Origin of the sequence: Thermococcus sp. P6 (assembly GCF_002214525.1) — an archaeon.
In the GTDB taxonomy this organism is placed as follows: domain Archaea; phylum Methanobacteriota_B; class Thermococci; order Thermococcales; family Thermococcaceae; genus Thermococcus.
In genome coordinates, this window is the sequence record NZ_CP015104.1 from 337,374 (window position 1) to 360,215 (window position 22,842).

Sequence of the window (22,842 nt, forward strand, 5' to 3'; positions counted from 1 at the left end):
TCCAAGGTTTTGAGACAAAAAGGAAATCCCGTAAAAATCCAAAGGCTTAGGAGAGTGCGAACTCGCCGACGAAGGCTGAACTCGAGATAGTGTCGCCTATTCCAACGGTGCTCTTCGGCCTCGTCACTATTTTTGTTGGAACGAAGGAGAGATGGTGGTTGTTAACGAGGGCGGTTCCCTCCTCCATACCGTACTCTTCCCTGAGTTTTTCCTCCACGCCCCTGGCCTTCGGGTTCACGGGCACGTCCATGGCCTTAACGACGTCCTCTATGGAACGGACGTCGCCGAGTTTCGCCTTAGCGGCTGCCGCCAGGGAAGCGAAAAGCAGGGCGTCCCTGACGAATTCACCCCCGTAATCTGTTAGGGCGAGGTAGTAGCCGTAGGTGTGGAAATGTATCCTCCTGATGCCCGTTTTCTCAGCCAGCTTTAACATCGCCTCCGTCACCGCTATGGGATCGACGGGGTCCTCCGCAAGGAGCTTCTCCGACAGGGCCCTTTCGCCCATCACGTCCATTACCGAGGCCAGTTCAACCTCGTTGAGGCCGACGCTGTGGAAAGACCCCAGCATGTCAACGAGCGCCTTTCTAACGGTCTCGTCCGGGGTGAAGGCGAACTCGAGGTGGACCGGGACGTTCCTTTCAGACAGGATCTCAAGGTGTCGCTTCACTTCCTCTATCGCCTCGCGGTAGTTCTCCCTCGTGAGGGCCTGAAGCCCGCTGATGATCCCGAGTTCGACCTTTTCCCCTATCTCCTCGAAGTGCTCCCTGAACTCAGGCCTTATGTAGAGGTGCGGGTTGTAGTCGTCGGCCGAGCCTATGAAGCGGTTTTCCCTCGGTGCTTCAAAGCCAAGAACCCTGAAACCCCTCGGGAACTCGTAGATGTAGTGGATGCAGTTCTCCTCATCACCGGCGAACTCCCGGGGATGGACGAAGGTCAGTTTTCCTCCCTCAACCTTTGGAACGTAAATCGGGCCGTCCTTGAAAAGTTCTCCCTGAAGTTTCGAAATCTGCGGGGCGTGGACCACAACCGGAACGCCGTAAACCCCGCCGAGGAGGTTGGCCATTATGCCGGCCTGACCGCCCATCCGAAGCTCGTCCCACCCCCAGCGCTTCATGTAAAAGCGAACGCTACAGCTCTCCACGAAGAGCTCGGCCGCCTTGCCACGCTTAACGCTCCAGAGGATCCCTCCAAAGAGGTGTTCGAGGGAGGTTATCCTCCCGGGGAGTTCGTCCGAATACCTGAGGACCTCCTCCACCCCGGTTTCCCTTATTCGGCCTTCCAGATCGTCGGAGTTCAGGTATTTAACCGCGTCTATGTTGGTGTTGTAGGCGAGGAGAACCCTCCCCACCCTTCCGATTCTCCCGCGAACTTCCCTGAAGGCGGATGAATAGAGGGCATCCCACGACATCCTATCACTCCCGGGGTAATAGAGGGGTGAGGTCATTCCTTCCACTTCGGGTTGTCCACGAGCTTTACCCTGCCATCTTCCTCGATGACGAGCTTTGAAAAGCCCTTCTCGGCTATGCTGCCGTAGTCGTGTCCCGCGTCGGCAGGGTACACCGCGAGGAATATGAAGGGCTCGTCGCCCGTGTTCACGGTCCTGTGGGCCCAGTAGGGCGGGACGTAAACCACCGTTCCCGGTTTCATCTCGATCCATTCCGCCTTTCCCTCGGGGGTCTGGAGGAGCATCCCTCCTCTGCCCCTGATGCCGTAATAGATCTCGGCCCTGTCGGCCTTAGAGTGGTAGTGACCCTTGGTGAAGAAGAACTCCCTTCCGACCCTGCCCGAGTAAAGGACCGTGGTCGCGAAGTTCAGGTCCCCCTCTCTCTCCTCCTGCTCGATCGCGTAAACCTCGTAGACGATAGGATTCTCCTCGAGGAGCTTCTCGTAGGCTTCCTCATCCTGAAAGTAGCCCTTAAGATCGCTGAGCCTTCTGACGAGTTTCTTGCTCCCCGGAATGATTCCCGTTTCGAGGTCTATATCCACGCCTATCGGGTTCTTGTAGGTCATCACGATCACCGTTATCCCTTAATTCTTTAAGTATTTAACCTTATCTCTTTGTATCACCGGGGGTGTTATACAACCCTCAAGAGGAGGTAGGCGAGCCCGAAGCTAACGGCCCATAGGCCTGTGTTCCACCTGAACACCTTAAAGCCGTCGAGGGGTGGAAAGGGTATCAGGTTGAAGAGGGCCAGCCAGACGTTGACTTCGGCGATGGTCCTTGCCGCTAAGCTCAGGGATGGAGACCAGAGGGATACCAGAAACGCCGTGATCCCGATGATCAGATTGACCAGAGGCCCGGCGAAGGCTATCCTTCCAAAGGTTTCTCCCGGATCGATTGCGTAGGGAGCGTGGATCCGGACGGCACCGATGGCGGCGAATACCCACGTCGTGCCCGTCAGGATGCGACTGGCCAGCCCGAGGAGGAGGGCCAGAAATATGCCGGTGTCCCAGCGTTCGTAGTAGGCCCTGTAGCCGTACCGCCGGGCAACCTGACGGTGAGCCAGCTCGTGGAAGATGAACGCCGTAAGGACCGCGAGTGATGCGTAGGGTAGCATGGAAAGTTCAAAATTGGAGAACAGAAGAACCAGGACCAGAAATGAAACCAGCAGGTCCTCGAGCTCCTTCCTTCCGACGTTACGGACCGCCATGGGAAGCCCTCAGGCGCCCTTAACTTCGATCTTCCTGCCGATCACGAGTTCCGCCGCTTTGACGGCCGCACCACCGCTCCCAACGGCTATCCGGACCTGATCCTTTGGAACGTAAACGACTATCCTGTCGTCGAGCTCCTCGATTTTAAGTATCCTGACGTTCAGCATCCTCTCGAGTTTCTCCCTCATGGTTACCCCCTTGGATACTTCCCCCATCCCAATATAAAAGTAACGAAAAAAGATCAGTCAAAATCCCAGATCGTTCTTCCCTTGTAGAACATCATCACGTAACCGCAGTTCTTGCAGATGACTATCTTCACCTTGTGGGCGGTGAAACCCCACTTGCTGTCGAGCTTGCCCTCCTCAACCCGAAAATCCGTTCCGCCGCAGAGCGGGCAGACGAGCCTCCTCTTTTCCTCCATATGATCACCGATTTATTACTCCTACCCTTTGGAATATAAACTTAACGACCCATCTTCTCATGGCCTACTCGACGGTCTGATGATCGAGGAGGTGCTCTATCCCGGGCTTGTGGCCGAGGCCTACCACTGCCACGACTCTGGGCTTTCTGATTCCCCTTTCCTTCAGGTTCTCGACGATGGCCATCAGGTTCCTCGCCATGATCTCGTTGCGCTCCTCAACGAGGACGTGGTAGAGGTAGGGGTATCGCCTCCTGAACTGCATCATCATAACCCTGTATTCCTCCATCGGATCGGAGAACTGGCCCGATTTTACAGGCAGGAAAACGCTCAACGTTTCCAGGGCCATGAGGAGCTTTTCCCTCACGGGCGCCGCGAGGATCTTCGAGAGGACAACGGTTATGTCCTCGTCTATGAGGTAGAGCGGAACGCCGAGGGTTTGAGCGGCCTGCACTGCCGCCTTCATCTCCTCGCCGGGTTTCATGCCGAACTCCTCACCGAGCCTTTCCTCCAGCTTCGCCAGAACGTAATTGACCAGCCCTCTTCTGCCGAAGCGCAGGGATTCCTCAAGGCTCAACCGCCGGCTCTCGCTCATCGCCAGAAACCGGGCCCTGTCGAGCTCCACGGCAACGGCATGGGGCCTCTCGGTCAGTATCGTTTTTACAACCTCCTCCCGGCTCTTCGGTGAGACGTGCATCGTGCCTACGATCCTGACGTACCTGAGGTAGCTCATCCTCCATCCTCCAGCAGGTTTCTCACGTCGAACTTACCGGCCCTGTGGGTCAAAACGTCGAAGTCCCTTGGAACGAGGAAGTTCACATCCCCGCAGTGGAAACGGGCCCCCTCAAGGTATTCTTCGTAGGAGTAGCGGAAGGCCCTGTGGAAAAGCGCCAGAAGTTTGGCACTGCACCTTCTGGCCACCTCGCAGGCTTCCCCGACCGTGGAGTGGTAGCTGTCCCCCCTGTGCTCGGGACTTAGGTAGGTGGCGTCGTGTATAAGGAGGTCCGCCCCCTCGGAGAAGAGCCTGACCCTCTCGGTGGGCCGCGTGTCGCCGGTGTAGGCCACCTTAACTCCCCTCCTCCTCGGCCCCGTAACGTCCTCGAGGTGGATTATCCTTCCTTTCCACTCGATCCGGCCCTCTCTCTCGAGCTTTCCGAGTACAGGCCCCCCGCTGAGCCCGTACCGGGCGAGTTTCTCCGGCAGGAACTTCCCCCGTTTGTCCCTCTCCTTGAAAACGTAGCCCAGCGCGGGAACCCCGTGCTCCACCCCGAAGCTCCACACTTCGTAGCCGTTGAACTTCAACCTGCTCTCGCCGAGCTCGTGGATGTGGATGTCAAAACCGGGCCTGAAGAAGCCGGTTTTCAGAAAGTTCTGGACGAACTCGAAGGTGTACTTTGGACCGTAGATGTGGAGGGGCCTTTCCCTGTTCCAGAGGTTCATCGTCTGTATTAGCGCCGCCAGACCGAGGTAGTGGTCGCCGTGGAAGTGGGTGATGAATATCTTATCAACCTTCATTGGACTGAGGCCGGCCGTGTTCATCTGCCTTACGGTCCCCTCGCCGGCATCGAAGAGCAGGATCTCCCCATTATAGCGCAGGGCTATGGCCGGAACGTTTCTCTCGCGGGTCGGCATTATGCCGCCCGTCCCGAGGAAGATCACCTCAAGCATGTTACACCATAGGGGGGAGACTTAAAAAGCTCTTCCGTTCCGGAGCGGTGCTGATGGGGTGATTCCTAAAGTGTTAAATACCTCGAAGGCCTAAGGAGGCATGGTGCTGCGGTATGGAGGAGATCCTGAAGGCCATTGAGGAGAGGGACTGCAGAAAGGTTGCGACCCTGCTCTACCATAAGGTGGACGAGCTGGGCGACGAAGAGCTGAAGGAAGTGCTCGAGAGGGCCGAAAAGCTCGCCCTTGAGTGTGACGATTTCGAACTCTACAAGCTCGTAGTTTACTACTTCCGCGAGCTCCTCGGTGTCGACAGGCTGGAAAAGTTCGAGGAGATCGCCAGGGAAAGGGACTCCTTCGAGGTGAAGTTCGAGCTGGCCGACCTCTACTACCTCACTGGAGAGCTGGAGAAGAGCCTTGAGATCTACCGCGAGCTTCTCGAGGAGGAAACCGAGAAGGGCAGGAAGGAGAACATAGCGAAAGTCTACTACGCCATGGCCCTCGTGCACGAGGAACTGCAGGAGTACGAGAAGGCCCTCGAATTGATGGAGAAGGCCGAGAAGATACACCGCGAGCTTGGAAACGAGGAGGAGGCACTGAAGGTGGCCGTCCACAGGGCCTACGTGCTCTTCGAATCCGGGGAAACCTACGGGGCAAAGGCCATGCTGGCCGGGCTCCTTCCAAAGGTCCTCGATAGGAAGGATCTCCTCGTGGAGGTGCACCTTAGCTTCGAGGAGATATTCGAGGAGTACGAGAACTACGATGTGGCCCTTCAGGAGTGTCTCTATGCACTCATCCACGCCAAGGGCACGGATTACGAGGACGTTGCCTTCGGTTCGTTAATGGACGTTCTCTGGCAGCTTTTCCTCGAGGACAACTTCGAGACCGTTTACCTCAACATGGGCATGTTCTCGGAAGCCCTGCCCGAAATGGCGGATTTCTTCGAGGCCGTGAAGGGACTCGCCCTCTACAAGGACGGGAAGATCGAGGCTGAAGAGATGGAGAAGCTGGTTGAGAAGGTCAAAGAAAAGCGCCTGCTGGACCTCCTCGAGATCCTCGGCGAGGCGGAGCTCTGAGGGTTTTCCACTTTTAATTCTCCCGGGGTCTCCTTGGGGGGGATTTTGTCCTGTAAACCCTCGAAAAGCCCCCCCGATTCGGGCCGTCCTGTAATTTTTCGGAACCCCTGAGCCCTTCAAAACCCCAGACCCAATGAAAGTCCCCCACAACGAGTAACGAAAAACCACGGGAAGTAGCTTGATCATCGTTTTATTTTTAAACGCGAACCCCTAACTTATCCCGGAGGGATATGCATGCACGAATGGGCACTTGCCGATGGAATAGTTAGAACAGCTCTTGACTACGCCAAAAGGGAGGGAGCATCGCGGATACTCGCCATTAAGGTCGTTCTCGGTGAGCTTCAGGATGTGGACGCCGAAATAGTCGAGTTCGCCATGAAGGAACTCCTCAGGGGGACCATCGGAGAAGGTGCAGGGATTATCTTTGAGGAGGAAGAGGCCGTCTTCAGGTGCAGGAACTGTAACCACGAGTGGAAGCTAAAGGACGTGAGGGACGGATTCGACGAGAGCATAAAAGAGGACATACACTTCATCCCCGAGGTCGTCCACGCCTTTCTCACCTGTCCGAAGTGTGGCAGCAGGGACTTCGAGGTGGTCAGCGGAAGGGGAGTTTACATAAGCGGGATAAAGATCGAAAGGGAGGGATGAAAAATGATCGATCCCCGCGTTAAGGGAATAGAGGGAAGGCTCGAGGGGGTGAAGCGCGTAATCCCCGTCGTCAGCGGAAAGGGTGGCGTCGGAAAGTCCCTCGTGTCCACAACACTGGCCCTCGTTCTGGCTGAGAAGGGCCACAGAACCGGACTCCTCGACCTCGACTTTCACGGGGCGAGCGATCACGTCATCCTCGGCTTCCAGCCGGAGGACTTTCCCGAGGAGGAGTACGGTGTGGTTCCCCCGACGGTCCACGGGGTAAAGTTCATGAGCATAGTTTACTACTCCGAGGACAGGCCCACGCCGATGAGAGGGAGGGAGATAAGCGACGCCCTCATAGAGCTCCTTGCCATAACCCGGTGGGACGAGCTGGACTACCTGATCATAGACATGCCACCCGGCCTCGGTGACCAGTTCCTCGATGTCATCCGCTTCCTCGAGGGGGGCGAGTTTCTGGTGGTGGCAACCCCCTCCAGGCTCTCGATGAACGTGGTTGAGAAACTCCTGACCCTTCTTAAGGAGGGGAACCACAGGGTAATCGGGGTGGTCGAGAACATGAAGCTCGACGATGAGAAGGACATAGAAATGCTCGCAAAGAGGTTCAACGTGCCCTACCTCACCGGGATCCCGCTCTACAGGGATCTGGAGAGGGTCATCGGGAAGCCGGAGGAGTTGCTCGGGACGGACTTCGCAGAGAGGATAAGGGAGGTTGCCGGAAGGCTTTAGCCTTCTTTTCCCTCGGGAGGGAGCGCCGTGGAACTTCGGGAGTTGCTGGGTGGGACGAAAAGGATCGTGGTCTGCGGGATAGGGAATCGGATCAGGGGGGACGACGCCTTCGGCGTTCTGGTTGCGGAGGAACTCGGAAAACTCGTAAAAAATCCGGACGTTCTCGTGTTGAACTGCGGCGAGGTTCCCGAGAGCTACACCGGGAAGATAACCGCCTTCGAACCGGACCTCGTCCTTTTCATCGATGCGGTTGATTTCTCCGGGGAGCCGGGCGAGATCGTCGTGGCCGATCCCGGAGGAACGGTTGGGGATGCCGTCTCGACCCACAGCCTGCCGTTGAGGGTTCTCGTTGACTACCTCAGGCTGAAGACCAGCGCCACCTTTGTTCTCATCGGATGCCAGCCGAAGGTTACGGGTCTCTTTCAGGAGCCGACGGATCTGGTGCTCGAGAGGGCCAAAAACCTCGCGCGAACCCTCGCTCGGCTCCTCAACGAGGGGCCCTGAGCCTTTTTTTCTCTGACGTTTCTCCGGGCTTTAGTCTCACCCCCGCTTTGTGGGTTTAAAACCTATGGTTCCGGAAATCCCTAAAAAGCACCCCTCGAATTATCCACAGGTGAAACAAAATGTGTCTGGCCGTTCCGGCGAAGGTGGTTGAAATAAACGGAAAGGTTGCCGTTGTGGACTTTGGCGGTGTGAAGAGGGAGGCCCGTTTGGATCTTCTTCCGGACGTCAGGGTGGGTGATTACGTCATAGTTCACACGGGCTTCGCGATAGAGAAGCTCGAAAGGGAGAGGGCGCTGGAGGCACTAAAGGCCTGGGAAGAGGTATTCCAAGTGATCCAGGACCGAACTCATACCTCCGGGGGGAAGTGAATGCTTGAGGAGTTCAGGGACAGGGAGCTGGCCCGGAGAATCCTCGATGAGATACGCAGGGAGGCGGAGGGATTCGATGAATTCCACTTCATGCACGTCTGCGGAACCCACGAGGACACCGTGACGAGATCGGGCATACGGTCCCTCCTTCCCGAAAACGTCAGTATAATGAGCGGCCCCGGGTGTCCGGTCTGCATAACGCCCGTGGAGGACATAGTGAGGATGCAGGAGATAGTAAGGGAAGCCTACGCGGATGGAGAGAATATTATCCTCACGACCTTTGGGGACATGTACAAGATCCCGACCCCGAGGGGGAGCTTCGCGGACCTGAAAAGCGAGGGCTACGACGTCAGGATCGTCTACTCGATCTTTGATGCTTACAACATGGCCAAAGCCAACCCCGATAGAACGGTCGTTCACTTCTCGCCGGGTTTCGAGACGACGGTGGCACCAGCGGCCGGAATGCTGAACGCGGTTGTGGAGGAGGGACTCGATAACTTCAGGATATACTCCGTCCACCGCCTCACCCCCCCGGCCGTTGAGGTTCTCATAAAGGGCAGGAAGAGGTTCCAGGGGTTGATAACCCCCGGTCACGTCTCCACGATAATCGGTGTGAAGGGGTGGGAGTACATAACGACCGAGTACGGCATGCCGCAGGTTATAACGGGCTTCGAGCCCGTTGATGTGTTGCTCGCCATACTCATGCTCATCAGGATGGTAAAAAACGATGAGCCGGAGATAATCAACGAGTACACGAGGGCCGTCAGGTACGAGGGTAACGTCACCGCTCAGAGGCTCATCGATAAGTTCTTCGAGGTCAGAGACGCCCGGTGGCGTGCGCTTGGCGTCATACCCCGGAGCGGTCTTGAACTCAGGAGGGAGTGGAGGGAGCTGGAGATACGGACGTACTACAACCCGGAGGTTCCAGAACTGCCCGATCTTGAGAAGGGATGCCTCTGCGGTGCTGTACTGCGCGGTCTGGCTCTGCCCACCGATTGCCCGCACTTCGGGAAGACCTGTACCCCAAGGCACCCAGTGGGTCCGTGCATGGTATCCTACGAGGGAACGTGCTCGATCTTCTACAAATACGGGGGCCTTATATGACACCAAAGGTTCAAAACTCCCCGTATGTTTTTAACTTTTGGTTTTAGAAAGGTATAAGGGCCCGGATTACCAGATAGAAGTGGTGGAATGAATGAAGGCTTACCGGCTTCACGTTCAGGGGGTCGTTCAGGCCGTCGGCTTCAGGCCCTTCGTCTACAGGATTGCCCACGAGAACGGTCTCAGTGGCTACGTTAAGAACCTCGGTGACGCCGGGGTCGAAATCCTCGTTGAGGGGAGGGAGGAGAACATAGATTCCTTCCTGCGAGACCTGATGGAGAAGCTCCCCCCTCTGGCGAGGATAGAGAGGATAGATAAAAGGGAGGTTCCCCCGCAGGGTTTTGACCGCTTCTACATCGAGAAAAGTTCAAAGGGCGGGAGAGGGGGGGACTCGATAATACCTCCGGACATAGCGATATGCGACGACTGCCTCAGGGAGCTCTTCGATCCGGGGAACAAGAGGTACATGTACCCCTTCATCGTGTGCACCAACTGTGGCCCGAGGTTTACGATAATTGAGGACCTGCCCTACGACAGGGTCAACACCACCATGAGGGACTTTCCGATGTGCGATTTCTGCCGGAGCGAATACGAGGACCCCCTCAACAGGCGCTACCATGCGGAACCGGTCTGCTGTCCCGTATGCGGACCCTCCTACAGGCTTTACACGAACGATGGCGATGAGCTCACAGGGGATCCGTTGAAGAAAGCCGCAGAGCTCATAGATCGCGGCTACATCGTGGCCATAAAGGGAATCGGCGGGATACACCTCGCCTGCGATGCCACAAACCGGGAGGCCGTTGAAGAGCTCAGGAGGCGGACCCGTAGACCGCAGAAGCCCTTTGCGATAATGGCCAGGGACGTGGAAACGGTAAGGGAGTTCGCCTTCCTCGGTGAAGATGAACTCGCGGAACTTACGTCCTACAGGCGGCCCATAGTGGCCCTTCGAAAGAGGGAACCCTTCCCCCTACCGGATAACCTCGCACCGGGACTGCACACCATCGGAACGATGCTCCCCTACGCCGGAACGCACTACATCCTGTTCCACTGGAGCAGGAGCAGGGTTTACGTTATGACGTCGGCCAACTACCCGGGAATGCCCATGGTGAAGGACAACGAGGAGGCCTTCAGGGAACTGAGGGAGGTTGCCGACTACCTCCTGCTGCACAACAGGAGGATACTCAACAGGACAGACGACAGCGTCGTGCGCTTCGTGGACGGAAGACGGGCGGTGATAAGGAGGAGCAGGGGGTTCGTGCCCCTACCCGTGGAGATACCCTTCGAGTACCGGGGTCTGGCCGTTGGGGCCGAGCTAATGAACGCCTTCGGAGTGGCGAAGAACGGGAAGGTCTACCCGAGCCAGTACATAGGCAACACCTCGAAGGTGGAGGTGCTCGAGTTTATGAGGGAAGCGATAGAGCACTTCAGGAGAATACTCCGCGTCGGGGACCTCGATCTCATCGTGGCGGACCTGCATCCCGCCTACAACACCACGAAGCTGGCTATGGAGATGGCCAGCGAACTCGGTGTCGGGCTCCTTCAGGTTCAGCACCACTACGCCCATACGGCGAGCGTTATGGCCGAGAACGGTCTCGAGGAGGTAATAGGCATAGCTGTCGACGGCGTGGGCTACGGAACGGACGGGCGGATATGGGGTGGCGAGGTAATCTACATGAGTTACGAGGACGTGGAGAGGGTGGCCCACGTGGATTACTACCCCCTACCGGGGGGCGATCTTGCCGCTTACTACCCCCTCCGGGCGCTTATGGGCATACTCAGAAAGCTCTACGGCCCTGATGAGCTGAGGAGCGTAATCAGGGAGTGCTGCCCGAGGGCCGTGGAAAGCCTTCCCTACGGAGAGGTGGAGTTCAACGTCATCCTGACCCAGCTGGAGAGGGGTGTTAACATCACCCACGCCTCCTCAACCGGAAGGGTTCTCGATGCCCTTTCCGTTCTCCTCAACGTTGCCCACAGGAGGCACTACGAGGGTGAGCCGGCGATGAAACTGGAGGCCCTTGCGGTTCACGGAAAGAACGACCTCAGGTTCGAGGTTCCTGTTGAGGATGGACGCATAAAGGTAGAAGAGCTCTTTAGGGAGGCTCTGGAGGCCATCAACGGGGCCAATCCTGCGGACATCGCCTACTCGGCACATCTGGCACTCGCAAGGGCCTTTGCGGGGGTTGCTGTGGAGAAAGCCCGGGAGTTCGGGGTGAAGAACGTTGGAATGAGCGGTGGCGTGGCCTTCAACGAGCTTCTGGTCAAAACCGTAAGGAAGATAGTCGAGGCCAGCGGGTTGAGGTTCTACACAACCCGGGAGGTTCCCCGGGGTGACAACGGGATAAACGTCGGGCAGGCCTTCCTCGGCGGGCTCTACCTCGAGGGCCACCTCGCCGAAGAGGACCTGATGATGTAATTTAAGGTGATGGAAAGAACTTCCGGAGGGAGAAACATGAAGATAAAACTGGAGCACGGTGCCGGTGGGGAGATAATGGAAGAGCTCCTCAGGGATGTGATACTGAAGAACCTGAGCCTGAGGTCCGCCGGTGGGATAGGGCTCGACGCCCTAGACGACGGGGCGACCATACCGCTGGGCGAGGGACACCTCGTTTTTACAATAGACGGGCACACGGTCAAACCCCTCTTCTTCCCGGGAGGTGACATCGGCCGTCTGGCCGTCAGCGGGACCGTAAACGATCTGGCCGTCATGGGGGCGAGACCCCTCGCGCTGGCCAGCGCTATGATAATCGGAGAGGGGTTCGAGGGCGAGGATCTGGAGAGGATACTCCGCTCGATGGACGAGACCGCCAGAGAGGTCCCGGTTCCGATAGTCACTGGAGACACCAAGGTGGTGGAAGAGGATATAGGGATCTTCGTAATCACTGCCGGGCTGGGAATGGCCGAAAGGCCCGTAAGCGACGCCGGAGCAAGAATCGGCGATGCCGTCATCGTCAGCGGCACGATCGGCGACCATGGGATAGCATTGATGAGCCACCGTGAGGGGATTGCCTTTGAAACCGAACTGAAAAGCGATGTGGGGCCCGTCTGGGAGCTCGTCAGGAGAGTAGCGGACGCCATAGGATGGGAGAACGTACACGCCATGAAGGATCCAACGAGGGGGGGCCTGAGCAACGCCCTCAACGAGATGGCCCGTAAGGCGAACGTTGGGATACTGATAAGAGAAGCCGACGTTCCGGTAAGGCCAGAGGTCCGGGCGGCAAGCGACATGCTGGGCATAAGCCCCTTCGACGTTGCCAACGAGGGCAAGGTTATCATGATCGTTCCGAAGGAGCAAGCTGAGGCGGCTCTGAAGGCCATGAGGGGCACCGAAAAGGGAAGGGATTCGGCGATAATAGGCGAGGTCATAGGGGACTACAGGGGGAGGGTTCTGGTTGAGACGGGAATAGGGGGGAGGCGCTTCCTTGAACCCCCCACGGGCGATCCCGTCCCGAGGGTCTGCTGATGACCTTCCTCGGCGTTATGGAAGAACTCGTCGGGAAACTCTCAAAAGGATAAATCAGAAGGGCAGCTTGCCCCACTCGACGTTTATGGTTTCGGGGGTGCGGTAAACGAACGCCCCTTCCCCTTTGTGGACGTGCTTCCTCATCGGCCCTGAGGGAACGCCGTTTGCCTCGTAGATTGCGCTCTGCGTGTCGGGGTCGTGGTAAAGGAGGAGGGCCGGTCCCGGCAGGTTCATTATCGAGTCCACCGCGTATTCCGTTGCCAGGACGGTTACCCTCGCCCGGAGGGGCTTCGTTACGAGGGGGATCGCCGCACCTCCCGCCGTTGTGTAGGCCAGAACCGCGGCATCGTTGACCCCGATCATGGTGTTCCTCCTGTGCCTGATCACGGCGCTCACGATCAGGAAGGCGATGCCCGCGAGGTTTACGCTGTGGGTCTCACCGAGGTCCACCAGGATGTTCCTTCCGAACTCCGGGGGATTACCTGAATAGAAGGCCTCATCGAGGGGGGTGTAACTCTCCTCTATAACCTCGGCGTATTTTTGATCCGACTTCAGCGCCCCGGAGACGCTTCTCACCTTTCCGGCGAGGAAATCGGCGTAGAGCCTCTCGGTTAAAGTTCTGTCGAGTCCGTAAACCGTCTGGATTATCGTGGATGCCGTGTAACCATCGATGAGACCCTTTCCGGCGAGGACCAGCGGATCGAGGCCCGCTTCTCTGGAGTCCTTCACCCGGATAACCGTGTCAAAGCCCTTCTCCGGGAAGTCCCCGGTGGTGTCGAATATAACCCTCCCGTAGTCGATCTCCCGGTACCTCTCGGAGAAATAGCTTAGGGCCCTGCCCGGCCACTGATCCATGCCGAACACCTTGAGGGTCCTTCCGTGGTAAACAGGGTCGTAAAAAACGTCCTCCCCCTCCCTCTCAAAGAGCCTGACGGCTATGCGACTGTACTTCATGGGATCCACCGGTGAGGATAGGAGATGGTTGTATAAACGCCTTCCGGTGGTGCTCAGACGACCCTGACGAGCCGCTCCATCCACGGACCGACGCGAACGCGGACGTAACCCCTGAGCTTCTCGTCCACCTCCCTATCCCCAGTGTAAACCCTGAGGGGGCCCTTTTCAAGCTTGGAGCGTGTTGCGACCACGATTATGTCCTCCTTCGGGATCCTCCTCAGGACCCTCGCCGAAAACTGCTGGTTGCCCCGCCCGAAGAGGAACCCGAGACCCCCTATGACGGTCACGATTATCCGGGGGTTTTCATCGAGGAAGCGGAGCAGGTCTCCTTCCGTGGCGTCTTTAACGAGAAGGTTGGCTTTTCTGTTTCTCACTCTGACGACGTCGACCCCGAGGAGGGTCCCGTCTATGCCGAGCCTGTCCTTTATCCTCTTTATCGTGGAGCCGGAGCCGAGGAAGTAGATTCCATTCCTCTCGAGGATCTCCTCCGTCAGGGCCTCCGCAATGGCATCGACTTCCTCCTCCTCGCTTAGGGGAACCCTCTCTTTACTCCCCTGAACGAGGGATTCAACGACCGGAACGAGGGCCTTTCCGTAGGTCCTTGCCCTCACCTCGTCGCGCCTGTACGCTTCTTCATCTATGTCCCTCACTTCCCTCTCCTCTATCCTCGCCTTTCCCCTCAAAAACTCGATTAGAACCCTCGCGGCGTCCTCCGGTGAGTATGCAAAAACCCCGGAGTACATCTTTACCCCCGTCGGAATCCCGAGTACGGGAAGCTTCATGTCAACGCTCTCTATAACGTCCCTCGACGTACCGTCGCCACCTGCAAATATGAGGAGCTCCACCTTTCCCGCCATTTCCCGGGCGAGCTTTTTGGTGTCATCCGGAGTCGTATCCGGGATCTTTACGCCCTCTATTTCTCTGTATGATATGGTTCTGTGGCGTATTACCTCAAAGGGGAAGTCGAACTCCCTCAGGATTGCCTCGCCCATCGGACCGGGGCCGGTCAGGAAGGTTATCTTCTCCGCTTCCGGATAGTGCGAGAGCTCCGAGAGAAAAAGCCTCACGAGATCCGGGGCAACGGGACGGGCACCCCTCCTGACGGCTTCCTCAACCACACCGTCCGTACCCTTGAGGGCCACCCTGCCACCCATCCCGGCTATGGGGTTGATTATGAGCCCGGCGCGCATGTAATCACCTCCTGAGAGGCTAACCGCCCGGGTAATTAAGGGTTTTTGCCGGGGGGGTAAAGGCTTAACGCCTTTTTAAAGGGATCCCCGTTCCCTATGCTTCGGTGAGAAACGGGTCAGAATGGCCATCGTGATGAAGAATCGTTTTGAAAGGGTAAAAAATCAGAATTTGAGGACCCTCGCGAGGACCACCAGAGGATCCCAGACGGGGGCAAAGGGTGGAGCGTACGCCAGATCCGTGAAGAAGACGTCTTTCGTCGTGAACCCTGCGGTCAGCATGGCGGCGGCGGTGTCTATCCTCGGGAGAACTTCCCCCCCGACCGCCTGCACTCCAAGGAGCCTGCCGGTCTCGTTGTCGACGACGCCCTTAAGCCGGATCTCCTTTCCTCCGGGGTAGTAGTGGGGCCTCGTTCCGGCCTTTATGAATGCCGTTCTGACGTCATAACCCTCTTCGATGGCCTCGGACTCGGTGAGGCCCGTCTTTCCGATCTCCAGATCGAGGAACTTCGTCACGCTCGTTCCAAGAACCCCCGGGAAGTGGATTTCTTTGCCGGCTATGTTGCTTCCCGCCACGTAGCCCATTTTATTTCCCGCCGGGGCAAGGGGTATCCACACCCTCTTCCGAGTTATCACGTGCCTCGTCTCGGCAACGTCTCCGGCCGCGTAAACGTTTTCTACACTCGTCTGCATCCTCCCGTCCGTCCATATCGCTCCGGTTTCGCCTATCCTAACGCCGAGTTCCCTTGCGAGCTCCACGTTCGGCCTTATCCCGGTTGCCAGTACGACGAGGTCCGCCTCGTACTCACCGGCGTCGGTGATCACCTTCTCAACCCGTCCGTTGCCCTCGAGGCGCAGCGTGAGCTCCTCCAGTCTCAGATTAAGGTGCTCTCTCAATTTCTCTTCCACTACCTCCGTTATCTCCCTGTCGAAGGTCTTCCTTAAAATCCGTTCGCTTCTTCCTATAAGCGTGACGTTTTTGCCCCTCGTCACGAAGGCCTCCGCCATCTCAAGCGCTATGTAACCCGTTCCAATGACGACGACATTCTTAACATCGTGCTTTTCCATGTACTCCGTTATTGCAACCGCGTCCGGTGGAAGGTCGGCCGTGAAAACTCCTTCAAGATCGACTCCCTCGATGGGCGGGAGCTTTGGAGAGGCGCCGTTTGCAAAGACCAGATAATCCCACTCGTAGCCCTTCTCCCTATCCCCTTCCCTGACGCGTACGCTCCCCTGATCGACCTCCAGAACCTCGGCATTTAGGTGGAGGTCTATTCCCCTCTTTTTGATGAAGACCTCGGGTGGATAGTGCATGAGCTTTTCCTTCGGTGAAATGCCTTCAACAACGTAGGGAATGCCACAGGGAGCGTGGCTGACCCATTCGGTCCTTTCAAAGACCTTTACGTCCCAGTCCGGCCTCAATCGCTTCACCCTTGAAGCGGCACTCATTCCCGCCGCACCGCCGCCTATGATAACCACGCGCTTCATTTTCATCACCGGAGGAAGGTTGCAAACCTGAGGTTAAAAAGTTAGTGAGGGATCTGGAAAGGTGCGAGTAAAGAGCATGACTTATAAGACCTGAGTAACTTATAGTTTAATAAAATGCCTAATCAACACTCAGGCAAGGAAGTGATGGATAATGGTAGACCACATTTTAAAAGAATTAACAACTACTCTGAATGACTTAGAAAGGACTGAGTACTTAAAACCTACAATTGCCAAATTTAATGAAAAATTAGATGAACTTATTTCTGAAGGCCTTTCAAGATCAGAGGCGTACATTATGGTTCTGGATTATTTAACGGAAATAATGAAAGAGTCTCAAGAAAATGTTGAAAAAATAATTCAAAGAAAAATACGAGAAGGGAAAATCAGTAGCGCTTCCCAGACTCGTGTTGCGGTTGCGGGGCTTAATTTTCAACGTATAATTACTTACGCACTAATCCAAAATGTCTTGGTGGGCAATCTTCCTAAAGTTATAGTTGCACTTAGACCGAAGCAGTCCAAGTACAAGAAAATTGTAGAAAAATACATGAAAATAACTGTAGGCAATGAGATTCAAAAACCGGATGTAGATATACTGGTGTTTGATCCCAACAGTGAGAGTACTCCTTTCGTTATATACTCTTGTAAGACCTCCCTTCGAGAAAGGGCAGGTCAGACTTATAAGTGGAAACTTCTTTATGAGATGGCGACCTCGAAGTGTAAGTATATTGAGTATAGTGACAAGTTGTCCTATTAAAAAGTATAAGATACATTTCAGTGGTGAAAGAGAAGTGTTGATGGGGTTTATTACTGCTGATTTCTATGATGAAATTTATTCTCCCCAAATCCAGGGTATGCTTTCATTCTTTGATTTCAGTTATGTTTCTAAACCAAATATTGAACTTGAAAAGGTTAAGAACCTAAGTAACATAATTGAAGATCTAAACAAAATTTTTAGGTAGGTAAATATGAAGTGTGGTGATTGAATGGATTTAGCAGAGTTTGTAAGAAAGATAAGGGAGTTAAAGGCGCGAGGATATATCAAAGCCAGAAGGAGAGGAGACACAGGGATAGGTTATACTTTAGAGCAGGAAATAGGCCTCACTGAAAATAATGTATCTAAACCAGATCTGGGAGATATTGAGCTAAAAGCTCATAGAAGAAATTCATCGAGCAGAATAACGTTATTTACACTCGATAGGAATGCATGGAAGATAAATCAAAGAAATTTGATTTTAAAATATGGATCTATTGATAGCAAGGGCAGGAGAAGTCTTTATTGTACGGTCTCTAATAAACCCAACCCGCAAGGCTTTTACACTGTTTGTATAGCGGATAAATTTTGTTTATTCCACACTGATGGAGAGTTAATAGCGGAATGGAGAGTTGAAGATTTGATAAATGCCTTTAGCAAAAAGATGCCTAATCTAATTTTAGTCGTTGCGGATCGCAAGCTAGATTCTAATGGAAGGGAAGAATTTTGGTATAACGAAGCCTACTATCTGGAAGGTGTTGACAGAGATAAATTCATTGAATTTCTCCAGAGCGGTGTGATAACGGTAGACCTGAGAATGCATCTTAGGGAAAATAACACCGTTAGGAATCATGGTACTGCCTTTAGAATTGAAGAAAAGTACTTACATGAACTATTCTCTTCGAGGATTAATCTTTTGGAATCTAATCTTGAAAAAACCGAAAAGACTGTAGAAAGTAACAATAGAGCGAAGATAAGACAAAAAAGATTAACTGATTTTTAAATGAAACTAATTTTGCCTGACTGACTATTTCTTTAAAACAACAATATACTCAAAATTCATCGTACTAACTGCATCTCCCTTTATGTTGGATGGACTACTCTTTTTGGGCAATCTTTTAGAGGGGATTTGCCTAACTATTGTTTTAAGGTGTTTGTATCCCCTATACTCAAAAAGCTCAGAGATTATGATATCTGTAGGAATATTTACCTTTTTCACAGTCCTATTGCCTACTACCATACACACAACCGCGTTCTCTTTGGTAACTCTATCAATTTCGTCCACTGCCTTATTAAAATCTGAGAAAAATGAGTAAACGTCTAAAGCTCTTTTAACATCTTTTTTGGATATTCTTTCAAGTATATCATAGAGGGTGTCAGAAGGAATATCATTCTTTATTTTCTTCTGTCTAATACCACCCAAAGATATTTTATCTATTCTTTTAATTATATCGTAGTCGTAACCTAGCCATTGTAGAGCAAGTCTCGAAAACTGCCCATATGCAACTGTAGTCCGTGAATCACCATATGGTGGAGAAGTTGCAACAAAATCTATTGAGTTTTCGGGAATAGGTGTTTTTTCTCTTATATCTTCCATTAATACTTTAGACCACAATTCCCCGCTTTTGATTTTTTGTATGTTTACTGAATAATAAAACTCATGCATCTTTTTTATATTTCTTTTAGAGATCTCTAAAAAGGTGGCTAAAGCATCAGGATTCCATTTTTTCAACTTGTCCTCTGGGATTCTAAATAGCTTATACTCACCATTCCTAGTGTTGCTAACTTTCCTAACAGTTTCTGAGAATGCAACATAAAAGAAATTCCTAACATCCTCTTCTTTAATATCATCTATCACCTGTTTTATAAAGGAGAGTTCTTGTATGACCTTTGGTTTAAACCAATAGTCTATGTTAAAGAACTTAGAAGTTTCTATGTTTGTTATTATCTCAGGCTTCCATCTAGCCTCACGTATTTTGTTGTCTATTCTTATAAATTCCTTTTTTAATATATTGGGGTCAATTGGAGTTGTTTTTACCTTGCTCAATAGTATAGCAAGTGGGTTTATGTCAATACCATATGAATTAATATTGTGGAGCATAGACTCAACAAGTACTGTTCCAGAGCCGCAAAATGGATCTAAATTGGTTTTTGACTCTTTTCCGAATTTTTCTATCAATCTTTTTGCAATTTGTGGTATCATCATTGCTGGATAAGTGTGAATGCCGTGGACTAAAATTTTAGTATCCTCCCCAGAAAAATCCCACTTTGGGTCTCTAACTCTCTTGTTTTGTTGCAACTCACTCATTTTTCTTCCCCTCAATTTTGCTTTTCACCCTAGTTGAAATGAACGATTTCTCCATCAACCAGCTCAGTACTATATTCCGGATAACCTCCGAATCACTTAGACCCATTTCTCCTTTTAGTGCTTGGAGTAGCTCATACTGTTCTTGGGTAAATATAACCTGAATTCTCTTTGTCTCTTTCTTGGTACTCATTTAGCACACCCCCAATACACATACAATAGTTAAATAGATGTATTAATAAATGTTTTGGTTCAGCATTCTGGAAACTTAAAAGTTTTCTGAATTTTTAAAAGGGTGTTATATTCCTAGTTTGATTACTGAAGCGAAAAGCTGGGACCATCTTCTTTTACCTGCATATCGAATTCTAAAGCCACTCCTCAATCTGACGTCTCTTTAATCTTCTTAAGCTTCTCCTTCATCCTTTTCTGATCCTTGATAAATACTCTCTCTGGATAATTAATCGCCCATTTCTTACGTTTCGTAAGCATGCCCCTAAAACGTTCAAACCTTTCCCACCGCTTGATATCATCCTCCCTTACAAATATCCTGCCCTCTTCATCGTGATACAACGGCATATCCACCGGCATCACTGATACAAGACTTTGCGACCTTACATACAGCCTTTCCTCCTCCGGAACGTCCTTGCCATTATCTGACCATCTAATTCTCCTTGCCGTCCTCAACCAGTCCAACGCCCCATCAACCGCATACTCCTGAAGCAGAATACCCGTATTCTCATCCCCAGCTGAGTTTTTGTCTTCATCCATCTCCACCACCTCCATGGGGTTTCTCTTCTATTCGTTTTCGGATATTAAATAGTTTTTGCGTCCGGGCTTATGGCTGGAGGTCATGATCTCCTGAGGTAAAGACAACCCTTAGGGGTAAAAAAGACCCGGGGAAAGCTCAAGGAAGATTCAAAGGCTCAGGGGAAACCTGACGTACTCGAGAACGCTTCCACGGCTCTTCCTTATCTCGACGTGCTCCATGAGTTCCTTAAATTCTCCGCCGGCGAGGCCGTCGGCTATTATGGCGCTCCCCTGAGCTGCTTCCTTCGCCTTCCCTCCAAGGCCCCTCTGTCTGACGACCGGAAGGTCGAAGTGTTCCTCGAAAAGGTCTTTAACGTCCTTTCTAAGCTCATCGATGCGCATCAGCCTGCCGGAAAGGATTATCTCCTTCGGTTTCTCGATCACGGCAAGTTCACCCGCCATCGCCTTCAGGAAACCGTCCTTCATGGCCTCCCAGGCTTTCCTAAACGGCTCCTCGTCGAGCCTTTTCGCAAACTCCTCGGGAGGGAGTATCTCGCCGGCCGCTATTACGGTTGCTCCGCCCCAGAAGAGGTGCCATTTTTTAATCTCCCCGAGGAGGTAGGCGAGCTCCCCGTCGAGGGCCCCGCTGTTCACGTAGGCCGGCCCGGGGAAGATCGTCCCCCCTATGCCGTCGACTATCTTTCCCTCGCTTACGGCTCCGGCGTAGTTGTAGCCGAAGCCCACCTCGAGGAGCGCGAAGGACACGTCACCGTACTCCATCCCGAGCCTTTTTGCCTGATCGTAAATCGCCAGAACGGTTATGGCCATCTTGTCGGCGGTCCCCATGTCAACTTTGTTGTACTTCCTGAATTCAGGAACCGTCGGGAGGTGTATCACGCCGGGAATGAACCAGACGTTCATCCCCTTCTCGGCCATTTCGCTTACCATCCTCTGGAGGCCGATGAGGACGGGAATCTCCCTCATCTCATCTTCCCTTACCAGCGTCATCTCAAAGCGATCCCTGTCCGTAAGTTCGGTTATGTGTTTGAGCGGAAGGCCGTACCCCGAGGGGCCTATGATAAGATCCGCGTTGAATTCCTCTATGGCCTTAACGATTCTCTCCGGCTCCTCCGCCACAACCTCACTTGAAAAGCTCAGATCAAGCTTTATCTTTCCGTCTTCGAGCCCTATAACATCGAAGCTCCTCGTTCCGGGATCCACGCCCACGACCCTCATCCCATCACCGGATGGAGAAGGAATGAGGGGCTTATAAATCTCTCCTCTTCCCCGGGTAGTACCTTTTCCCGACCTTTATCAGGCGGTAGATTACTCCTTCCTCCAGTTCCATTTCCGGCCTCTCGATCTCAAAGGTCTCGTAGGTTTCCATGTCCATGAACTGGACTTTCCCGAGGAGCTCCTCGTCGCATACAGCCAAAAGAACCTCTCCCCGAGCTTGATAAACCCTAACGTAAATTTTCATTTAAGCCGCCTCAACGGTAAAGGGAAAAGAAATCCAAAAACTTAATCGGGAATCTTCCAATAAGACTCCAGGAGAAGGGGAGGACTTTAAGGGGGAAGTGGGCCGGCATCCCCTCCAGCAGGCCATTCTCCCGGAGGCTTTAACGCACGTCCACACGACCGGATACGGGGTTCTGAACCGTCATACATGCCGAACTATAAGGTACGTTTTTGATCATGGGTAATTTTTTATACTCCAACGCTATAACACCCGCGGTGATACCCGTGAGGGTGCTTCAATCAATCGACTCCACGGATTTTGACGGCCTCGTTAGGCTCCTTGAAGGCATGGGCAACAGACTCGTACTCGTAAAGGCATCCGGCAAAAAGGTCCTCCTTTACGGAAGCGGCAGGGTGGTGAGGAAGTATCGGGAACCCGAGGGCGAGCTCAGGGATGTCGAGATAGTCGAGCTGGAGAAGTTCGAGTTCCTCGACCTACTGACGGAAGGGGAAGAGGAAAAGGCTGAGGAACCTTCAGAAGATACAAAAACCGGGCCGGTAACCTTCTCCTACTCGCTCGAAGCCCCAAAGGGGCTCTACCTCAGCATCGAAGCGGGGCTTTTGAAGGGCGTCTCAAAGGCCTACAGGGACCTTGACGTGGCCATCGGGGATGCCCGGATAAAGGCCTCGGTGATCTACGGGGCAACGGGAAGGGACATCCTGTTTATCCGCGCCCGCCTGAAGGCGTTCTCCGCGGGAGAGGTGGGAAAAAGGGAACTGGAAAGGGTCCTGTCGGAGGAAATATCGAGGGAAACTGGCTTCTACACGAGGGCAATCGTAGAGGAACTCGAGCTCGAGAAGGTCCCCAGAAAGCCCCTTCTAAAGCTCCCGAGCCGTCAGATCAACTTCCGCGGCGGAAGGATAATCGAGGTGCCCCTTGGAAGGGGGAAGTCCCCCGGCATAGACAGGAAAAGGGTGGAGGCTGAGGTCGAAAGGCTCCTCAGGGAGGCTGGCGTGGAGGAGCTTTCGGAGAAACTCGGTGGGGGAAAGAAGGGAAGGGTTTCCATCCGGGAAATCGAGAGACTCCTTCTGGAGAGACTCTCGGGAGTAAGGGGCATGAAGGTCAACTGGGTGAGGGTCTCCCCGCTTGGAGATGACGGGTTTCAGGTGGCCGTTGGAGCTTCAAGAACGTCGAGGTCAACGAGCGACACCGAGCTTTCCAGACTGGTCGGGGAGGCCATAAAAATGGCCGAGAAGGACGGGCGAGTCAGGGGAGTTGCCTTCAGGGTTGAAGAGGCGTTTCTGGTCATAGAAAAGGACGTCTACTGAGC

The 22,842-nt window shown here is 53.6% G+C and carries 27 protein-coding genes; 12 read left to right on the forward strand and 15 right to left on the reverse strand.

From position 1 onward, the window contains the following. Window positions 1–46: 46 nt before the first annotated feature. The 7 genes from A3L12_RS01825 to A3L12_RS01855 all read right to left on the reverse strand — a co-directional run bounded on the left by A3L12_RS01825 (window position 47) and on the right by A3L12_RS01855 (window position 4,738). Window positions 47–1,408, reverse strand: coding sequence for an ADP-specific glucokinase (locus tag A3L12_RS01825; protein ID WP_088883192.1), 1,362 nt, complete (start codon window positions 1,406–1,408; stop codon window positions 47–49). 32 nt (window positions 1,409–1,440) lie between these two features. Beyond that, window positions 1,441–2,010, reverse strand: coding sequence for a glucose-6-phosphate isomerase (locus A3L12_RS01830; RefSeq protein WP_088882020.1), 570 nt, complete (start codon window positions 2,008–2,010; stop codon window positions 1,441–1,443). A 65-nt stretch (window positions 2,011–2,075) separates the two neighbouring features. Then, on the reverse strand, window positions 2,076–2,651 hold the full coding sequence (locus A3L12_RS01835) for a metalloprotease (RefSeq protein ID WP_088882021.1): 576 nt from the start codon (window positions 2,649–2,651) through the stop codon (window positions 2,076–2,078). A 9-nt stretch (window positions 2,652–2,660) separates the two neighbouring features. Continuing rightward, window positions 2,661–2,840, reverse strand: coding sequence for a transcription elongation factor NusA (locus A3L12_RS01840; RefSeq protein WP_088882022.1), 180 nt, complete (start codon window positions 2,838–2,840; stop codon window positions 2,661–2,663). A gap of 53 nt (window positions 2,841–2,893) precedes the next feature. Beyond that, complete coding sequence (locus tag A3L12_RS01845; protein WP_088882023.1) at window positions 2,894–3,073, reverse strand: hypothetical protein; 180 nt, start codon at window positions 3,071–3,073, stop codon at window positions 2,894–2,896. Between the two features lie 64 nt (window positions 3,074–3,137). Then, complete coding sequence (locus tag A3L12_RS01850; RefSeq protein WP_088882024.1) at window positions 3,138–3,803, reverse strand: TraB domain-containing protein; 666 nt, start codon at window positions 3,801–3,803, stop codon at window positions 3,138–3,140. After that, complete coding sequence (locus A3L12_RS01855; RefSeq protein WP_088882025.1) at window positions 3,800–4,738, reverse strand: ribonuclease Z; 939 nt, start codon at window positions 4,736–4,738, stop codon at window positions 3,800–3,802. Before A3L12_RS01855 ends, A3L12_RS01850 begins: the two co-directional genes overlap by 4 nt. Window positions 4,739–4,851: 113 nt before the next feature. On the opposite strand from A3L12_RS01855, the gene A3L12_RS01860 reads away from it, so the two are divergent. The 8 genes from A3L12_RS01860 to hypE all read left to right on the forward strand — a co-directional run bounded on the left by A3L12_RS01860 (window position 4,852) and on the right by hypE (window position 12,621). Further along, a complete protein-coding gene (locus A3L12_RS01860) occupies window positions 4,852–5,811 on the forward strand; it encodes a lipopolysaccharide assembly protein LapB (RefSeq protein ID WP_088882026.1) in 960 nt (319 codons plus the stop codon). Between the two features lie 234 nt (window positions 5,812–6,045). Next, entirely contained in the window at window positions 6,046–6,459 is a 414-nt protein-coding gene (gene hypA / locus A3L12_RS01865) for a hydrogenase nickel incorporation protein HypA (RefSeq protein ID WP_088882027.1), read from the forward strand. 3 nt (window positions 6,460–6,462) lie between these two features. Further along, window positions 6,463–7,188, forward strand: coding sequence for an Mrp/NBP35 family ATP-binding protein (locus A3L12_RS01870; RefSeq protein WP_088882028.1), 726 nt, complete (start codon window positions 6,463–6,465; stop codon window positions 7,186–7,188). 27 nt (window positions 7,189–7,215) lie between these two features. After that, a complete protein-coding gene (locus tag A3L12_RS01875) occupies window positions 7,216–7,692 on the forward strand; it encodes a hydrogenase 3 maturation endopeptidase HyCI (protein WP_088882029.1) in 477 nt (158 codons plus the stop codon). 119 nt (window positions 7,693–7,811) lie between these two features. Next, the gene (locus A3L12_RS01880; RefSeq protein ID WP_088882030.1) at window positions 7,812–8,060 is read left to right on the forward strand and encodes a HypC/HybG/HupF family hydrogenase formation chaperone; all 249 of its coding nucleotides are present in this window, start codon (window positions 7,812–7,814) and stop codon (window positions 8,058–8,060) included. Further along, window positions 8,061–9,164, forward strand: a complete 1,104-nt coding sequence (hypD, locus tag A3L12_RS01885; protein WP_088882031.1) for a hydrogenase formation protein HypD — start codon at window positions 8,061–8,063, stop codon at window positions 9,162–9,164. A 91-nt stretch (window positions 9,165–9,255) separates the two neighbouring features. Continuing rightward, a complete protein-coding gene (gene hypF / locus A3L12_RS01890; RefSeq protein ID WP_088882032.1) occupies window positions 9,256–11,574 on the forward strand; it encodes a carbamoyltransferase HypF in 2,319 nt (772 codons plus the stop codon). 36 nt (window positions 11,575–11,610) lie between these two features. Further along, on the forward strand, window positions 11,611–12,621 hold the full coding sequence (gene hypE, locus A3L12_RS01895) for a hydrogenase expression/formation protein HypE (RefSeq protein ID WP_088882033.1): 1,011 nt from the start codon (window positions 11,611–11,613) through the stop codon (window positions 12,619–12,621). Window positions 12,622–12,675: 54 nt separating this feature from the next. Here the strand turns inward: hypE and A3L12_RS01900 are convergent, their stop codons facing one another. The 3 genes from A3L12_RS01900 to cdr all read right to left on the reverse strand — a co-directional run bounded on the left by A3L12_RS01900 (window position 12,676) and on the right by cdr (window position 16,256). Next, a complete protein-coding gene (locus tag A3L12_RS01900) occupies window positions 12,676–13,575 on the reverse strand; it encodes a hypothetical protein (protein WP_088882034.1) in 900 nt (299 codons plus the stop codon). Window positions 13,576–13,628: 53 nt separating this feature from the next. Next, on the reverse strand, window positions 13,629–14,765 hold the full coding sequence (locus A3L12_RS01905) for an ATP-NAD kinase family protein (protein WP_088882035.1): 1,137 nt from the start codon (window positions 14,763–14,765) through the stop codon (window positions 13,629–13,631). Between the two features lie 162 nt (window positions 14,766–14,927). Continuing rightward, the gene (cdr, locus tag A3L12_RS01910) at window positions 14,928–16,256 is read right to left on the reverse strand and encodes a CoA-disulfide reductase (RefSeq protein ID WP_088882036.1); all 1,329 of its coding nucleotides are present in this window, start codon (window positions 16,254–16,256) and stop codon (window positions 14,928–14,930) included. Window positions 16,257–16,401: 145 nt separating this feature from the next. On the opposite strand from cdr, the gene A3L12_RS01915 reads away from it, so the two are divergent. The 3 genes from A3L12_RS01915 to A3L12_RS01920 are packed head-to-tail and all read left to right on the forward strand — an operon-like array spanning window position 16,402 to window position 18,004. Continuing rightward, the gene (locus A3L12_RS01915; protein ID WP_088882037.1) at window positions 16,402–17,004 is read left to right on the forward strand and encodes a BsaWI family type II restriction enzyme; all 603 of its coding nucleotides are present in this window, start codon (window positions 16,402–16,404) and stop codon (window positions 17,002–17,004) included. 34 nt (window positions 17,005–17,038) lie between these two features. After that, window positions 17,039–17,209, forward strand: coding sequence for a hypothetical protein (locus A3L12_RS08255; protein WP_157726684.1), 171 nt, complete (start codon window positions 17,039–17,041; stop codon window positions 17,207–17,209). A gap of 24 nt (window positions 17,210–17,233) precedes the next feature. After that, window positions 17,234–18,004, forward strand: a complete 771-nt coding sequence (locus A3L12_RS01920; protein WP_088882038.1) for an MvaI/BcnI family restriction endonuclease — start codon at window positions 17,234–17,236, stop codon at window positions 18,002–18,004. Between the two features lie 24 nt (window positions 18,005–18,028). Here the strand turns inward: A3L12_RS01920 and A3L12_RS01925 are convergent, their stop codons facing one another. The 5 genes from A3L12_RS01925 to A3L12_RS08410 form a co-directional block, all read right to left on the reverse strand. Further along, complete coding sequence (locus tag A3L12_RS01925; RefSeq protein WP_088882039.1) at window positions 18,029–19,309, reverse strand: DNA methyltransferase; 1,281 nt, start codon at window positions 19,307–19,309, stop codon at window positions 18,029–18,031. Next, window positions 19,302–19,499 carry a CopG family transcriptional regulator gene (locus A3L12_RS01930; protein ID WP_088882040.1) on the reverse strand — a complete coding sequence of 66 codons (198 nt, stop codon included), beginning with the start codon at window positions 19,497–19,499 and terminating at the stop codon, window positions 19,302–19,304. The genes A3L12_RS01925 and A3L12_RS01930 overlap by 8 nt, the downstream gene beginning before the upstream one ends. Window positions 19,500–19,684: 185 nt before the next feature. Further along, on the reverse strand, window positions 19,685–20,089 hold the full coding sequence (locus A3L12_RS01935) for a hypothetical protein (protein ID WP_157726685.1): 405 nt from the start codon (window positions 20,087–20,089) through the stop codon (window positions 19,685–19,687). A gap of 132 nt (window positions 20,090–20,221) precedes the next feature. Further along, window positions 20,222–21,289 carry a DUF1464 family protein gene (locus A3L12_RS01940; RefSeq protein WP_088882042.1) on the reverse strand — a complete coding sequence of 356 codons (1,068 nt, stop codon included), beginning with the start codon at window positions 21,287–21,289 and terminating at the stop codon, window positions 20,222–20,224. Window positions 21,290–21,320: 31 nt separating this feature from the next. Then, the gene (locus tag A3L12_RS08410) at window positions 21,321–21,533 is read right to left on the reverse strand and encodes a hypothetical protein (RefSeq protein WP_157726686.1); all 213 of its coding nucleotides are present in this window, start codon (window positions 21,531–21,533) and stop codon (window positions 21,321–21,323) included. A 254-nt stretch (window positions 21,534–21,787) separates the two neighbouring features. Here A3L12_RS08410 and A3L12_RS01945 point away from each other — a divergent pair, with 254 nt between their 5' ends. Next, complete coding sequence (locus tag A3L12_RS01945; RefSeq protein WP_157726687.1) at window positions 21,788–22,840, forward strand: hypothetical protein; 1,053 nt, start codon at window positions 21,788–21,790, stop codon at window positions 22,838–22,840. Window positions 22,841–22,842: the final 2 nt, after the last annotated feature.